The 15,475-nt window shown below is 60.3% G+C and carries 14 protein-coding genes and 1 pseudogene; 11 read left to right on the forward strand and 4 right to left on the reverse strand.

Annotation, left to right across the window (positions count from 1 at the left end; genetic code table 11):
* Positions 1 to 176: 176 nt before the first annotated feature.
* From EJ997_RS02580 to abc-f, 4 genes are all read left to right on the forward strand, one after another.
* Complete coding sequence (locus EJ997_RS02580) at positions 177 to 1,172, forward strand: arsenic resistance protein (RefSeq protein WP_228201560.1); 996 nt, start codon at positions 177 to 179, stop codon at positions 1,170 to 1,172.
* Positions 1,173 to 1,574: 402 nt separating this feature from the next.
* Complete coding sequence (locus tag EJ997_RS02585) at positions 1,575 to 2,789, forward strand: serpin family protein (RefSeq protein WP_126703201.1); 1,215 nt, start codon at positions 1,575 to 1,577, stop codon at positions 2,787 to 2,789.
* Between the two features lie 158 nt (positions 2,790 to 2,947).
* Positions 2,948 to 4,177 (forward strand): serpin family protein, encoded by a 1,230-nt coding sequence (locus EJ997_RS02590; RefSeq protein ID WP_164719735.1) that lies wholly within the window; start codon positions 2,948 to 2,950, stop codon positions 4,175 to 4,177.
* 93 nt (positions 4,178 to 4,270) lie between these two features.
* Positions 4,271 to 5,884: a ribosomal protection-like ABC-F family protein gene (gene abc-f / locus EJ997_RS02595; protein WP_323052623.1), complete on the forward strand. Its 1,614-nt coding sequence runs from the start codon at positions 4,271 to 4,273 to the stop codon at positions 5,882 to 5,884.
* 168 nt (positions 5,885 to 6,052) lie between these two features.
* Here the strand turns inward: abc-f and EJ997_RS02600 are convergent, their stop codons facing one another.
* Together EJ997_RS02600 and EJ997_RS02605 are read right to left on the reverse strand one after the other, a co-directional pair.
* Positions 6,053 to 6,973: an SURF1 family protein gene (locus EJ997_RS02600; protein ID WP_126703203.1), complete on the reverse strand. Its 921-nt coding sequence runs from the start codon at positions 6,971 to 6,973 to the stop codon at positions 6,053 to 6,055.
* Positions 6,973 to 7,287, reverse strand: coding sequence for a DUF3099 domain-containing protein (locus EJ997_RS02605; RefSeq protein ID WP_126703204.1), 315 nt, complete (start codon positions 7,285 to 7,287; stop codon positions 6,973 to 6,975). Before EJ997_RS02605 ends, EJ997_RS02600 begins: the two co-directional genes overlap by 1 nt.
* 68 nt (positions 7,288 to 7,355) lie before the next feature.
* Between EJ997_RS02605 and EJ997_RS02610 the strand changes: the two genes are divergently transcribed.
* A complete protein-coding gene (locus EJ997_RS02610) occupies positions 7,356 to 7,808 on the forward strand; it encodes a SixA phosphatase family protein (RefSeq protein ID WP_126703205.1) in 453 nt (150 codons plus the stop codon).
* A gap of 214 nt (positions 7,809 to 8,022) precedes the next feature.
* On the opposite strand, the gene serB is transcribed toward EJ997_RS02610, so the two are convergent.
* Positions 8,023 to 8,925, reverse strand: a complete 903-nt coding sequence (serB, locus tag EJ997_RS02615; protein WP_126703206.1) for a phosphoserine phosphatase SerB — start codon at positions 8,923 to 8,925, stop codon at positions 8,023 to 8,025.
* Positions 8,922 to 10,165: pseudogene (gene glgC / locus EJ997_RS02620) on the reverse strand (glucose-1-phosphate adenylyltransferase). Before glgC ends, serB begins: the two are co-directional and overlap by 4 nt.
* A gap of 110 nt (positions 10,166 to 10,275) precedes the next feature.
* Here glgC and glgA point away from each other — a divergent pair.
* From glgA to EJ997_RS02650, 6 genes are all read left to right on the forward strand, one after another.
* Positions 10,276 to 11,490, forward strand: a complete 1,215-nt coding sequence (gene glgA / locus EJ997_RS02625) for a glycogen synthase (protein ID WP_126703207.1) — start codon at positions 10,276 to 10,278, stop codon at positions 11,488 to 11,490.
* A gap of 20 nt (positions 11,491 to 11,510) precedes the next feature.
* Entirely contained in the window at positions 11,511 to 12,299 is a 789-nt protein-coding gene (locus tag EJ997_RS02630) for an ABC transporter ATP-binding protein (RefSeq protein ID WP_126703208.1), read from the forward strand.
* Between the two features lie 58 nt (positions 12,300 to 12,357).
* Positions 12,358 to 12,780, forward strand: coding sequence for an NfeD family protein (locus EJ997_RS02635; RefSeq protein WP_126703209.1), 423 nt, complete (start codon positions 12,358 to 12,360; stop codon positions 12,778 to 12,780).
* Positions 12,781 to 12,786: 6 nt separating this feature from the next.
* Complete coding sequence (locus tag EJ997_RS02640) at positions 12,787 to 13,938, forward strand: SPFH domain-containing protein (RefSeq protein WP_126703210.1); 1,152 nt, start codon at positions 12,787 to 12,789, stop codon at positions 13,936 to 13,938.
* Between the two features lie 82 nt (positions 13,939 to 14,020).
* Positions 14,021 to 14,866, forward strand: a complete 846-nt coding sequence (locus EJ997_RS02645) for a TrmH family RNA methyltransferase (protein WP_126703211.1) — start codon at positions 14,021 to 14,023, stop codon at positions 14,864 to 14,866.
* Positions 14,867 to 15,058: 192 nt separating this feature from the next.
* Positions 15,059 to 15,334, forward strand: coding sequence for a helix-turn-helix domain-containing protein (locus EJ997_RS02650; RefSeq protein ID WP_126703212.1), 276 nt, complete (start codon positions 15,059 to 15,061; stop codon positions 15,332 to 15,334).
* Positions 15,335 to 15,475 lie beyond the last annotated feature (141 nt).

A 15,475-nucleotide genomic window follows, 5' to 3' on the forward strand; every position in this document is an offset into this window, starting at 1 on the left:
GATGAGCGGGCGCGGGCCGGTTAATAAGAGCGCAAAGGATGGCCCGGAGTCAGATTTATTGCGTGACTTCGTTGTTCGTTCGACAACGCGAGGGCTCTCGGCATGGCCGGCAATCGACGCTTAGGCCTCGTGTTTAATTGACCAGTGTCAAGTAAATACAGTGAGAATCGGATGGGATGCGCATGCGGCCGGTCGTGAACTGGATGGAGGAGCATCAGGTTGTGCTCTACATTACCGGGCTCGTTCTCGGTGGTTTGGTCGGGCTGGCCTGGCCCGAGGTTGCATACCCGGCAGAGCTCGCGATCCATCCTGTGTTGGCACTGTTGCTCTACGCCACGTTTCTCGGCATTCCATTTGGACGGATCGGCCGAGCATTCAGAGACTGGCGTTTCCTGTCGACTATTCTCGTCACTAACTTCGCATTCGTTCCGCTCCTTGTTTGGCCACTGACGCAGATTGTCGCGAATGACCAGGTCCTCCTTGTCGGCGTACTTTTCGTGCTCCTAACCCCCTGCATCGATTACGTTATTGTCTTTGCTGGCCTTGCGGGCGGCGACGCGGAGCGGCTCTTGGCGGCCACTCCGTTACTCATGATTGCCCAGATGTTCCTGCTACCACTGTATTTGTGGCATTTCGTTGGCTCGGACTTTGTCGGCTCCGTAGAGTTCGAGCCTTTCGTTGAGGCATTCGTCCTCATGATCGCCCCGCCCCTCACGGCCGCCGCTTTCACTCAATTTGCTGCGGCCCGCTTGCGGATTGCAGGGAAGGTTCGAGCAACTGTCATGGGCTTGATGGTGCCGCTGATGGTTGTCACGCTAGCCACCGTGGTTGCCTCCCAAATAGCGCGGGTGAGTGAGAGGCTCGGGTCCGTCCTTCTCGTCGTTCCGGTCTTTGTCCTTTTCGCCGCGATCATGGTCGCAGTTGGGACCGTCGTTGGCAGGGTCGCCGGTCTGGATGTGGCCGGTCGGCGTGCTCTCGTATTCAGCGGCGTGACTCGCAACTCGCTGGTCGTACTTCCGCTGGTGCTCGCCCTTCCTCCGGCTTTGGACCTAGCGTCGCTGGTCGTGGTCACCAGACGCTTATCGAACTCGTTGCCATGGTCTTCCTTGTCCGGCTGGTGCCGCGCCTCGTGCCAACCGGTGAATAGCCCGAGGCCGAAACACCCGAGCTAACGGAGGGGTCTCGCTTGGGTGTTTTCTTCCCTCGAAAAGATCCGAGTATGAAGCAGGGATTTGGGTGCGAAGTATCGACCTTGCGGGTAAGTGCTAAAATGGGTTGCATGTGGGTCGCGCAGGTCAAAGGTGCTACAGTGCGCACCGTTTTCCCTCGTAACGTGATGCGACACGGGGAAATGTGCCCGCGGTGAGCATCAGGTCACTGCTCATCTTCCCTGTGCAGACTTCACGCGTGGCCGCAGGGCCGTCTTCTCGCTTCTCCTTGCGGCTTCGCGAGGGTGCTGCTTCGTGGGTGGCAGCTAAGTAGAGCCGCCACGTCCGCCGGTCAGCTAACCGGACGGGGGAGATGTCCACGTTTTACAAGTCGCGATAGAGGACTGTCGCGGTGAAGATAGGGGTATGTCGAAGAAACAAGCAGTGTGGGCGATCGCCGCGAGCGCAGTCGTCCTCTCCGCGTGCTCGGGCGGCAATGACCCGGAGCCGACCGTCACGGTGACTGCGGAAACGGTTGCGCCTTCGACTGACCCCGAGGTCCCCTCAGACTTTAGGGACGACGCTACTCGTGCTTCGCTCGACTTCGCGATAACAGTGGTGGACGAGAGAAGGCAGGAGGGCGGCAATGCCGTTGTGTCACCAGCTTCGATCAGCTATTCGATGGTGATCGCGGGAACCGGTGCGGTCTGCACGAATGAGGAAGCGTTGGTGAGTGCCTTGGGAGTACCCGCTGAAGAGCGGGAAAACACCTACCTGTCTCTCGCAGCTGACCTGGCTGGGCGAGAAGAGGCCGATTATGCGACACGGCTCTCCGGGCTGATTCTGTCGAATTCGACGACGGGACGTGCCGACAACGAAGCACTGTCGGATCTCGCGGAACGCTACTCCCTATCCCATATGACGGTCCCTGAGAGCGAGATCGGGATAACGGCTGACATGTGGGCCCTGGATGCTTCGGACGGTCGTCGCGATGGTTTGGCGGCACCGCTGTCGGCTTCTGCCGACTATTCAGTTCTACTCAATCTTTCTTACTGGAGTACGTGGAGCGCGAGTGCAGACGTGACAACCCTGGACTTCGAGTTTGAGGACGGCAGGCGGGAGCCGGTTCCGGCTCTGGAGTTGCCGGCCCTGGCTTGGGAGGCGGATAGTGGCACGATCCTCGAGCTTCCCACCACATCACCCGACAGCACCTATCTGTACTATCCGGATGTTGCAGGAACTCTTGGGGATCTGACGGCCGACGATTGGGCAATTCCCGGCGAGGGCCAGGAGGTTGTGTTGACCGTCCCGACCCTTTCCGCAAGTGTGACAACCAACGTTGAAAATCTTGGGGACCAATCGTTTCTCGCCTCCGGTTGCGAGAATCCTGGCTTTGGAGCTTCGGCCGAAGGAAGCCTTGCCAGCCAGCATGCTTCCTACGAGTTCGGGGTGGACGGAATCGCAGCCGATCACGTGGGCGATGTGGTGGAGCCGGGGAGAGAAACGACCACACCAGATAGGCCTGGGACGAATGCGAAGATCATTGCGGTGGACCGCGCTTTTGCTGTCATGACGGTCGATGAGGAAACTGGATGGGCGATTCTCTACGGAATGATCGGTGACCCGACGGTGCGGAACTAGATCGCATCGAGGTCGCAACAACAAATCGCGCCGGTAGCAATGCCGTAAGTCGGCATACCTCACGTCAAAAGCAGACCCGTTGGGCGTGCAAGCACCGTGCTTGGACAATGCATGGGCGCGGCACCAGCAGACGAGATCGACCGAAAAGGAACGAGCAGATGATGAAGAAGACAGTACTGGCAACGGCACTGTTGCTGACCATTGCCGCATGTGGCACCTCGGCAGACGAACCCGAAGGCGAGGAGACAACGACGCCGGATAGCGAAACCAGTCACGTTGTCACCGATGAAGAGTACGAGCGGGCAACCGATGCCTCGCTGGAATCTTCGATTGACGTCCTGCGGGCGCAAGACGCAGACAACGGCCTCATTTCACCTGCGTCGCTCAGCTATGCGTTGGCAATGGCGGGGGAGGGCGCCCAGTGCGAGACACTCACCGAAATCAACGAATTCCTGGGCGTGGAGGACGGCTCGCGGTCGACGATCTATCCGGGTCTTTTGCGGCCTGCCAATAAGAGCGGCGAGGAATACGTGACGGGGTTCAGCGCTGCCGTTGCACACAATACGGGGGTGCCCGATACGAGGCTGGACGTTCTCGAGAATGTTGCCGAATCCTATGATGCGGACCTGTTCTCGGACTCTCTCACCAATCTCCAGCCTGCCCTTGACTCGTGGGTTGAGGAGTCAACCGGCGGCCTCCAAACCCAGCTACCAGTTCCGCTACCCGAAAATACTGCGACGGGTTTCATCACCGCCATGCACTACGAGACCGAATGGCAGGGTGATGCGACGAAGACGACGTTCGAGTTCACCAGCTCAGATGGTCAGGTGGAAGATGTGCGCGGAGTTTACCTGCCGGGAAACGTTACTGCCCGGGAGGCGGACCGCGGCACGATCCTGGAACTGCCAACGGACTCACCCGATACAACCTACGTGTTCTACCCGGATGAAGTCATCGATCCCGCCGACCTGACCGCCGATGACTGGGACCTGGAGGACGCCGGAGAGCCTACGGATGTGCACCTGCGTATTCCCGCGGTTGACTTCGACTCCCAAACCGATGTCCTTAAGTACAAGGATGATATTGGCTTACCGAACATCGACGCGAAGGAAGAAGGTTGTGGCCTGGCTGGATTCTCGAAGTCGGAGCAGCATTCGGTTGAGATCGTTGTTCAGAAAGCAACGTTCAAGCTTGACGATGAGGGGATTGCCGCCTCGGCCGTCACCGAAATTATCGGCGAGGCAGGTGCTGCACCGGGCCAGGAAGAGCCCGTTATCATCAACGTTGACCGACCCTACGCCGTCCTCACCGTCTCCGAAGACACCGACTGGGCACTCATGTACGCCACTATCACCGACCCCGGTGCGATCACCCCCGCCATGTACTGAAACACCGAAGCGCTCGTTCCTGCCGCCGACAGGTACGGCACATCACCAGCCTCCTGATCGCGGGATAATGGGTGTTACGGATACACTGTCACGGTGATTATTGGCCAGAACGTCTCGATGCGAATCGGTACCCGCGAACTCCTGACGGATGCGAACTTCCGCATCGACAAGGGTATGCGGATTGGTCTTGTCGGCCGCAACGGTGCAGGCAAGACCACCCTGACCCGCCTCCTCGCCGGGGAGGGCGTTACCTCCGACGTTATTGAACACACGGGGCACATCACTCGCTCTGGCGAGATCGGCTACCTTCCGCAGGATCCCCGCACCGGCGACCTGAGCATACTGACCCGCGACAGGGTCCTGTCCGCCCGCGGGATCGACGAGACAATCCGCAGGATCCGCAAGGCCGAAACCGACATGGGAACCATGACGGGAGCGAAGCAACAAAAGGCCATGGAACGCTATGTCCGCCTCGATGCAGAGTTCACTGCGGCAGGCGGATGGGCGGCTAACTCCGAAGCAGCATCGATCATGGCTGCCCTTGGTCTTCCCGACCGCGTTATCAACCAGCCGCTCGAAACACTGTCCGGCGGTCAGCGCCGCCGCGTTGAACTTGCCAGGATCCTCTTCTCCCAGGCCGAAACTCTCCTCCTCGATGAGCCAACAAACCACCTCGATCACGACTCAATCTTGTGGCTTCGCGACTACCTGAGGAACTACTCGGGTGGCTTCGTTGTCATCTCCCACTCCGTCGAACTGCTCGATGAAACCGTCAACAACGTGTGGCACCTGGACGCAAACAGGGCGGAGCTCGACGTTTACTCCATGGGCTGGAAGCTCTACCTCAAACAGCGCGAGACGGACGAGAAGAGACGCCGCCGCGAACGGGCCAACGCCGAGAAGAAGGCCTCAACCCTCATGGCGCAGGCCGACAAGATGAGGGCGAAGGCCACGAAGGCCGTGGCCGCCCAGAACATGGCGAGGCGAGCCCAGAAGATGCTGCAGGGACTCGAGGCGGAACGGTCTGCCGACAAGGTGGCAGCGCTCCGGTTCCCCACCCCGGCTCCCTGCGGAAAAACGCCGCTCACCGGCCACGAGCTGTCGAAGAGCTATGGCTCGCTCGAGGTCTTCGCCGGCGTGGACCTGGCGATCGACCGCGGCTCCAAGGTCGTCATCCTCGGCCTCAATGGTGCAGGTAAAACAACGCTCCTGCGGATCATGGCAGGCATTGAAGAGGCCGATACCGGAGTGGTTCAACCCGGCCACGGCCTCAAACTTGGCTACTACGCACAGGAACACGAGACGATCGACACGGGTGCGACCGTATACGAGAACATGAGGCGAGCCGCCCCTGATCTCGATGACACAAATGTTCGTAACGTTCTTGGTTCGTTCCTGTTCTCCGGGGATGATGCCAACAAACCGGCGGGCGTCCTGTCCGGTGGCGAAAAGACCCGTCTGGCCCTCGCAACCCTCGTCGTGTCGGCCGCGAATGTTCTCCTGCTCGACGAGCCGACGAACAACCTCGACCCGGCCTCACGCGAGGAAATCCTCCGTGCGCTACGCACGTATGAGGGGGCGGTTGTTCTCGTCAGCCACGACGAAGGCGCCGTGGAAGCTCTCAACCCTGAACGGGTCCTGCTGCTACCCGACGGGGACGAGGATCTCTGGTCGGACGACTACCTGGAACTCATCGCCCTCGCCTGATTCCGTCCGCCACAGACCGACCCTCCTACATAGTTGACCATGCCACGTAGCGGGCCGCCCGCACGAAAAACCAGTAAACGTTGCGCGAAACTGCGCTGGTTACTCGGGGTGGGTGGTGAGGATGTCGTGGACGTCGAGAACGACGGTGGAAAGACGGGGCCGCGGTCGTCAGCGTCCGATGCTACCGGCCTCGTCGAGAATGCTGTCCTCGATCTCTTCGTCGGTCGGGCCGGAACGGCGGCGTGAGGGCCTCTCGGTTTCCTTGAGAAGCCCCAGGTCCCGCAGCTCCTCATCGGTGAGGTCAAGTTCGGAAAGATCGACTCCGTCAACCACCCACGAGTTCTCCTTAGACTCGCGGCGGGCAAGGATTGGGACAACGGCCAGGGCTGCGACCGCAAAGAACCGCCACTCCCAGGTGTATGCCAGGTGAGAGCCAAGCGAGGTTGACGGCTTCGGATAGGGCTGGGGTGCACCCGCGGCATTGCTACCCGGCTGATCCGCTGACAGTTCGAACCGACCATCAAAGAACTCCGGCAGGCCGGCAGTCACCGAATCCGGTAGTGCCTCCACCACTTTTTCAGGCGTGACCGTGTATAGGTATCCCTCTGCGGGAACCCTGTCATGAGGTTGCTCGGAGGGCCGCGTGCGGGCTTGGATTGTCACCTCTCCGGTCGGAGCTTCGGGAACGAATCCTTCCACTCCAGCATCGCCATCGGCTTGGATACGGGGAATCCATCCGCGATCCACAATAACGGTGATTGGTTCGCCGTTACTCTCGGTAACGAAGAGATTGATGACTTGGTAGGCGGCTGAGCCGCTCACCGAACGGCCACGCAACAGGAGCTGAGAATCCGGTACGAATTCCCCGGTCATCTCCACCAGCTGCCACTCGTCCTCGTCAGCCTCAACCTGCTCGATCGTCGTTGTTGGCTGGTCCCAGGTTCCTTTGATCTGCTCGGCTGCCGCAACCTTCTCGTGGTAGCGACCCATCTGCCACTCACCAAGGAAGTAGCAGACTATTGACGCAAGGATCATGAGGATGATGAGGCCGATCCACCGAGGCGAGGCCAAGAAGGAGTATTTGCTCATTATCGGAGGAACTCTCCTTCCCCCAATGATGTGTTCCGATAGAGCTCGATCTGTCCCTGCTGCTCAACAACGGTTGGGGCGGGCCCCTTCTCACGACCCGCGTTTGCTACGAGGACGGCGATAGCGGGGATGATAACGGCGGCGGCCGCAAGAACAATGCGCACCGGCCAGCTCGGAATGATCAGGAAAAGAATGAAGCAGACCATGCGAACGATCATGGAGAACAGGTAGCGTCGGCTCCGGCCCTTAATGTCCTCCTCGAGGGCACGCCGGACCGATGTCACAGACACGATCTTGGCGGCTCGTTTACGCATACCACTAGGTTACGCCACCTCGATGAGAACGAGAGAAGCGCAGGTATGAGAAGCGCTAGGCTTAACCCATGAAACTTGTTCTCATGCGCCACGCCAATGCGGCAGGTGGCTCGCCCGACATTGCTCGCCGTCTCGATGACGAGGGGAGGGCACAGGCCAAGGCCCGAGGCAAGGACCTCGCCAGCTTCGACTTCGATGTTGCGCTTGTTTCCGCAGCATCCCGAACCAAGGAAACGTTCCGACTCCTCCAGCTCGACGTTGAGGACGTGAGGGAAGAATCCGATCTGTACTTCGGTTCCCACGAGACAATCCTGCTGCTCCTCAATTCCCTTCCCGACACTGCCGAAACCGTTCTTGTCGTCGGTCACGAACCCACGATCTCCCAGGCAGCTGCAATCTTTGGAGCGGAGAGCGAGCGGGCCCAAGAAATCCGCGGGGGAGTATCTCCCTCAACCGCAATCGTCCTCGAATTCAAGAACTGGAACGGCCCCGCCGAGATCGTCGAAATCTTCGCAAACTAGATTCGTTCCCGTTCGCCAAACACTCCCGGCATGAACCGGTGGTCCGCGACCCAACGACTGGCGGCAACCGGTCGTGAATTGCCCAAGAACTGAGCATGATCGCTAGTTCGGATACTCACCGATAGCGGAACCGGTCCCAGAAAAGGGCCGGTTCCGTTTTGTCTGTCGTCAGCAGCCCGTGGCGTGCTTCATTGGTACCTCGCGTGTGAGAGGCCTACGCCCACCCGAAGAGAGCGCCGACGGCATCGAGGCGGTTGAAGGAAATGTTGGCGTCGGCCTGTTCACGGACCACCGGCTTGGCCTGGAAGGCAATGCCGAGCCCGGCAACTCCCAGCATCCCCAAATCGTTGGCACCGTCACCGACGCAGACAACGCGGGAGAGCGGGATGCCCTGCCTGTCCGCCCATTCCTGAACCTGCGCGGTTTTTGCTTCGCGGTCCACAACGGGGCCGATGGTGCGCCCGGTGAGGAGACCGTCTTCTACCTCAAGTTCGTTGGCGATCCACTGGTCGACTTTGAGTTTTGTCGCAAGCGGGTCGAGGACCTTGGTGAAACCGCCGGAGACGAGGCCGAACGTGGCGCCGCGTGCGTGGGCGAGTTCGACAAGCGTGTCGGCGCCCGGGGTGAGGACAACGTCCTTGGCCACGTCATCGATCACGGTGACCGGTAGGTCCTTGAGTGTTGCCACGCGATCACGTAGGGACTCGCCGAAGTCCAGTTCGCCTCGCATGGCGCGGTCGGTGACAGCCGCAACCTCGTCCTCGGTGCCGGCCCGGCGGGCAAGGAGCTCGATCACTTCGTCGCGAATAAAGGTGGAGTCGACATCGGTGACGATCAGGGCGGGGCCGTGCTCGGCGAGATCACCCCACGTGAGGGCGGTGTCGATGAGAAGGGCTGTGGCAGGGGAAACAAGCTCATCTTCCCAGCCCTCGAAGGAGCCTGTGACGGTACCGAAGAAGGTTGCTGCGGCAAAGCCTTCGACCGGCACCTCCTCGAAGCGAAGCCCGGTTGTGCGGGATGCCAGGTAGTTCTGGGCGTGGCTCACATAGGCCTGGGACAAAGGGCGAGGGGACACGAGCCCGAGACGGACCGTGTCCCCTTCGTTGGGATACGTCATTTCTTCACAATAGTGTTTTTCGGAACGACGACGATACCCGACTCGGTCACGTGGTAGCCGCGCGCCTTGTCCTCTTCGGGATCGATGCCAAGCTGTGCGCCCTCTTCCACCCTGACGTTCTTGTCAAGAATGGCCTTCGAAATCGTTGCATTACGACCGATGTTGACGTTGTCGAACAGGATCGAGTTGCGGACCGAGGACCAGGAGTTAATCCGGACGTGGGGCGATAGGACAGAGCCCATAACCTCACCGCCGGAGATGATGACACCGGGGGAGATCAGGGAGTCCAGCGCGTGCCCGAGCCGCTCGTGGTGCCCGTACACAAACTTGGCGGGGGAAGGCCCGTGTAGCCGGTGAAGAGCGGCCACTTGTCGTTGTACAGGTTGAAGACCGGGGACACGGCAATGAGATCCATGTTTGAGTCGTAGAACGCGTCGATCGTTCCCACGTCGCGCCAGTAGTTGCGGTCCTTGTCGGTCGAACCCGGGACGTCGTTGAAGGTGAAATCGTAGAGTCCGGCCTGGCCGGCTTCCACGAACTTCGGAACGATCGAACCGCCCATGTCGTGCGACGAATTGTCATCTTCGGCGTCCGCCTTGAGGGCATCGAGGAGGGCGTCGGTGTTGAACACGTAGTTGCCCATCGAAGCGAGCACCTCGTTCGGGGAATCCTTAAGACCGGTGGCATCCGTCGGCTTCTCCAGGAAGGCCCTCATCTTGACCGGGTTGTTCGGATCGGCGTCGATGACACCGAACTGGTCCGCGAGCGACAGGGGCTGACGGATGCCGGCCACGGTCATGGGGAAGCCTGAATCAATGTGGGACTCAATCATCTGGGAGAAGTCCATGCGGAAGATGTTGTCAGCGCCAAGAATGGCAACAATATCGGGGCGTTCGTCCTCAATGGTGTTGAGTGACTGGTAGATGGCATCCGCAGAGCCGAGGAACCAGTTCTTGCCCTTGCGCTGCTGGGCGGGGACGGGGGCGACGTAGTTACCCAGGAGGTTCGACATGCGCCAGGTCTTAGCGACGTGACGGTCGAGGGAGTGCGACTTGTACTGGGTCAGGACAACGATCTTCAGGTACCCGGAGTTCACCAGATTGGATAGCGAGAAGTCGATTAGTCGGTAGATGCCGCCGAAGGGAACTGCCGGTTTTGCGCGCTCAGCCGTGAGCGGCATGAGGCGTTTTCCTTCGCCACCGGCGAGGACAATGGCGAGGACACGGGGATTAGATCTCATAACCACAACTATACCCAAGACAGTGATGGGGACCACCGAGTTTGCAGAAATTCTTATCTTCCATCGGTACGATGGGGAGGGAGTTGCAGACATCTAGAAAGGTGCATCCAATGAGGGTTGATTTACTATCGCGCGAATACCCGCCCAATATTTACGGTGGAGCCGGTGTCCACGTTGCTGAGCTCTCTAAGGTGCTTGCGGCGCACGCCGATGTCCACGTCCATGCTTTTGACGGGCCGCGCGAAGCGGGCCTGGTCGACGGCGTCACGGTCAACGGCTACGACTATCTCGACGGGCTGGAAGGCAATGATGCCATCAAGACCTTCGGTGTTGACCTGCAAATGGTCGGGGGCGTCGAAGGTGCCGATATCGTCCACTCTCACACCTGGTACGCGAACCTTGCGGGTCACCTGTCTGGACTCATGTACGGAATCCCGCACATCATTTCCGCCCACTCGCTCGAGCCTCTGCGCCCGTGGAAGCGCGAGCAGCTCGGTGGCGGCTACGAACTCTCGTCCTTTGCTGAGAAGACCGCCTACGAGGGGGCGGCGGGGCTCGTCGCCGTTTCCCGTGCAATGAGGGAAGACATTCTCCGTAGCTACCCGAACGTGGACCCCGATAAGGTCGAGGTCATTCACAACGGCATCGACCTCGATGCTTGGAAGCGGCCCGATTCCATGGATGAGGCAGAAGAGTACTTCCGTTCCTACGGTCTGGACCCGGAGCGTCCAACGGTCATCTTCGTTGGCCGCATCACCCGCCAGAAGGGTGTGCCGCACTTCCTCCGCGCCGTCGCCCAGCTTCCCGAGGAAATCCAGGTCATTCTCTGTGCCGGTCGCCCCGACACAAAGGAGATCGTGGATGAAGTTCGCGGCCTCGTCGAGGACCTCCAGAAGGACCGCGACGGAATCGTCTGGATCGAAGAGCACCTCAGCCACGAGAAAATGGTCTTCCTCCAGTCCATGTCGACAACCTTTGTCACCCCGTCTGTTTACGAGCCCCTCGGCATCGTGAACCTCGAAGCCATGGCGTGTGGGCTTCCCGTGGTTGGCTCCGACACCGGTGGTATTCCCGACTGCATCGTCCACGACGAAACGGGCCTTCTCGTTCCGATCGAGCAGGTCGATGACGGCACGGGCACCCCGAAGGATCCGGAACGTTTCGAAGCTGATCTTGCAGCGGCGCTCACCGAGGTCTGCTCCGATCAGGAGCTCGCCGCCCGCATGGGAGCCGCCGGACGTAAGCGCGTGGAAGAGCACTTCTCTTGGGAGTCGATCGCCGTCAAGACGATGGACTTCTACACCCGTGTCCTCGAGCATTTCTGAGGTGCACTAAACTCGTGCCCATGGGAGATGTTCTAGAACTTCAGCAGGTAACGGTGCGGCGCGGGGGCCGCAACATTGTGGACCACGTGGACTGGTCCGTGAGCGAGGGTGAGCGCTGGGTCATTCTCGGCCCCAACGGGGCGGGAAAGACCTCGCTCATCCAGCTCGCTGGCGCACGCCTGTTCCCGACCACGGGGAATGTGACAATCCTCGGAGAGACGGTCGGCAAGACGAATGCCTCCGAACTTCATCCTCTGATCGGCCTTGCCTCCTCGGCACTCGACTCCAGGATTCCCGGTTCCGAGCGCCTCCACGACGTCGTGCGGACCGGGGCTTACGGCGTGACCGTGCACTGGCGGGAGAAGTACGACGAGGAAGATGACATGAGGGCCAGGGGCTTGCTTGCGACCATGGGCGTCGGGGAACTCGCGGACCGCACGTTTGCTTCGATTTCCTCCGGTGAAAAGAAGCGCGTTGGTATTGCCCGCGCTCTCATGCCCGACCCGGAGATCCTCCTTCTCGACGAGCCCGCCGCCGGTCTTGACCTGGGTGGCAGGGAGGAGCTCATGGGCTCGTTGAAGACGCTTGCTCACGGCGATTTTGCTCCCTCGATGGTTCTCGTGACACACCACGTGGAGGAAATCCCGGCAGGATTCACTCACGTTCTGCTCATCAAGGACGGCACGGTTCTTGATTCGGGAGCGGTCGACGATGTGCTGACCAGCGAGAACCTGTCAGACTGCTTCGGCATCAAACTTGATCTAGAGAAAACTGGGGAGCGCTACACCGCTCGAGCGCACCTGTCGTAGCCTGAGGGTCACCTTTGTCGCTCTATACTGGGAGTGCCCCAAGCAGGAGGAGAAAAGTATGAGCTGGATGGCCTGGCTGATTATCGCTATCGTCCTCGGAATCATCGAGATTCTGACGGTCGATTTCACATTCCTCATGCTGGCGGGCGGCGCACTCGCCGCTGCGGGTGCCGCTGGTCTGACAGAAAATCTGGCGATCCAAGTCCTCGTCTTTGCCGCAGTTTCGGTGCTCCTTCTTTTCACGGTGCGCCCGTGGGCGAGGAACCACCTTCAGCGGTCCACTCCTGACACCGCGACCAACGCGTCCGCTCTGCTCGGCATGCCGGCAGAGGCCCTGTCCGATGTGACGGCGCGCGGTGGCCGCATCAAGCTTGACGGTGAAGTGTGGTCCGCTCGGACCTACGGGGCTGTCATCCCGGCTGGCTCGATCGTCATTGTCCAAAAAATCGACGGTGCCCACGCCATCGTCCACCCTAGGTAAGGAATCATGCCCGAGAACTTCGAACCCGGACAGATCATCCTCTGGATCCTGCTCCTTGTTATTATTCTTTTCATCGGCGCGGCCCTCTTCAAGGCCGTCCGGATTGTCTCGCAGGGCGAGGCCCAGATCGTGGAAAGGCTCGGCAAGTACCACAGGACACTGACGCCGGGCATGCACTTTCTCGTGCCCTTCATCGATCAGATCCGCCAGCGCGTCGACCTTCGTGAACAGGTCGTTCCGTTCCCGCCCCAGCCCGTTATTACGTCCGACAACATTGTTGTCAACATCGACACCGTTATTTACTACCAGGTGACCGGACCGGAGGCCGCGACCTACGAGATCGCGAACCCCATGGCCGGTATTGAACAGCTTGCTGTTACGACCCTGCGTAACATCATCGGTTCGATGGACATGGAGCAGGCGCTCACCGGACGCGACCAGATCAACGGTCAGCTCCGCGGCGTCCTCGATGAGGCAACCGGCCGCTGGGGTATCCGCGTTAATCGCGTTGAGCTCAAGGCCATTGACCCGCCGGCGACGGTCCAGTCGGCCATGGAGCAGCAGATGAAGGCCGAGCGTGACCGCCGTGCCGCCATCCTCACCGCCGAAGGCATCAAGCAGTCCGCTATCCTCACCGCCGAGGGTGAGAAGCAGTCCGCGATTCTCCGCGCCGAAGGTGATGCCCAGTCCACCATTCTCCGCGCACAGGGCGAATCCCGCGCCATCCTTCAGGTGTTTGACGCTATCCACCGCGGTAACGCCGATCCCAAGCTACTCGCCTACGAGTACATTCAGATGCTCCCGAAGATCGCCGACTCCGAGTCGTCGAAGATGTGGATCATCCCGACCGAGCTCACCGAGGCACTCAATTCCGTTACCCAGGGCTTCGGCGGCAAGCCGAACGGGCCCACCGTCGACACTGACGACAACGGGTACCAGCCGAAGGTCGACTTTGGCGAGGACGAGGACGACGTCGCCGACGCGCTCCGCAACACGGCACTGCCGGACATCGACGATGCTCTAGCAGCCGCGAAGGGTGAAGCCGCACGGGCCACGGATGAAGCGTCCGAGGCCGGCGAAACCTCCGGCCGCCGGGCACGCCGCGACGACCTCAAGGGTCAGGACCCGGATCGCCCGCACCCGGACGAGAACAAGTAGACCCAAAATTATCAACAGATAGCAATACCGTGTGAAGCGGCGGGTGCCTCGGTACCCGCCGCTTCACCATGGAAGGACCACCGTGTACGTGGAACTGACAGCGGCCGATGATCGGCTTGTCGACTACACATCGCTCACCGATGTGGCGCTCCGAAAGAAGCTCGAGACCGAGCGCGGACTGTACATGGCGGAGTCCACGAACGTCATCATGAGAGCCGTTCAGGCCGGCCACAAGCCCCGCTCATTCCTCACCGCGCCCAAGTGGCTGGACTCCATCACCCCGTGGGTGGAGGCCGCCTGCGGCAGTCCAGACGGGGGAGACACCCCCGTCTACATCGCGGACGAGGAAGTCCTTGAAGCAATTACCGGGTTCCACCTTCACAGGGGCGCTATGGCGGCCATGAATAGGCCGGTTCTGGCCGAGCCGCTTGACCTGCTAGAAGACGCCCGCCTTATCGCAATCATTGAGAACCTCGTTGACCACACGAACGTGGGAGCGATCTTCCGATCGTGTGCGGCCCTCGGTGTCGATGCGGTTCTTGTGAGCCCCGGATGTGCCGACCCGCTCTATCGCAGGTCCGTCCGAGTATCCATGGGAACTGTCTTCCAGGTGCCGTGGACCAGGATGACGCAGTGGCCGGGCGGACTGTCCACACTTGCCGAAAACGGTTGGGATGTCGCGGCCATGGCCCTATCCGATAGCGCGGTGAGCCTGCGGGAATTCTGCAACGGGCTCGGTTCCGATTCGAAGGTTGCCCTCCTGTTTGGAACGGAAGGCGACGGGCTATCCCACCGTGCCACCTCCCAGTCCACGGCGACAGTGACGATCCCAATGGCGGGAGGAGTTGATTCCCTCAACGTGGCAGCCGCCTCCGCTGTCGCCATTTACGCCGTCAACGACGCACTGTCAGCCGCCACGATCTCCTAGCTTTTTCGTGAAAGTTCCTGCGATAGCGCAAGAGATGAAGCAGGCTTTCCGGGAGCCTATCTAGCCTGTGCGCGTCCCACCTGCGCAGATGCTCAGGAACGGGAAGATACCGCGGTTTCCTAGGTGAAAGGTCACACCTGGCACCGGTTATAACCGGTTGCCCACCGGGGTGCTTCGTGGTGGGTTAGAAGGGTGAATAATTCCCCGATTACCGATGCCAGCTTCGCTAAAGCTTTCGGTGTAGTTTGTGCCGAGAATCGTAACGATCTTGGACTCAGCCAGCAGGCATTCGCACTAAAAGTTGGGATGGACCCCAAGAACTATCAGTGCATCGAGTACGGGGTTAACTCAAAGGGTGCAATGACGAACCCTCAAATGCGGACCATTCTTGCGATTGCCCGCGGTTTCGGGCTCACGCCCCACGAACTATTAGAAGAAGCCTGGGAAGAGGCCCACAAGGGCCGCTAGTCCACTTTCCTCTCTACGCCCCCTGTTCCACAGGGGGTGTTCCTGTCTCTTAGGGGCGGTTGTCCAATCGGCAGATTGTACTCGCGGGCTGTGCCCGAAATAGAAGAGAGGACAACCATGTTCATCGTGTTTCAACCACGT

This window comes from Flaviflexus ciconiae (assembly GCF_003971195.1).
Lineage (GTDB): Bacteria > Actinomycetota > Actinomycetes > Actinomycetales > Actinomycetaceae > Flaviflexus > Flaviflexus ciconiae.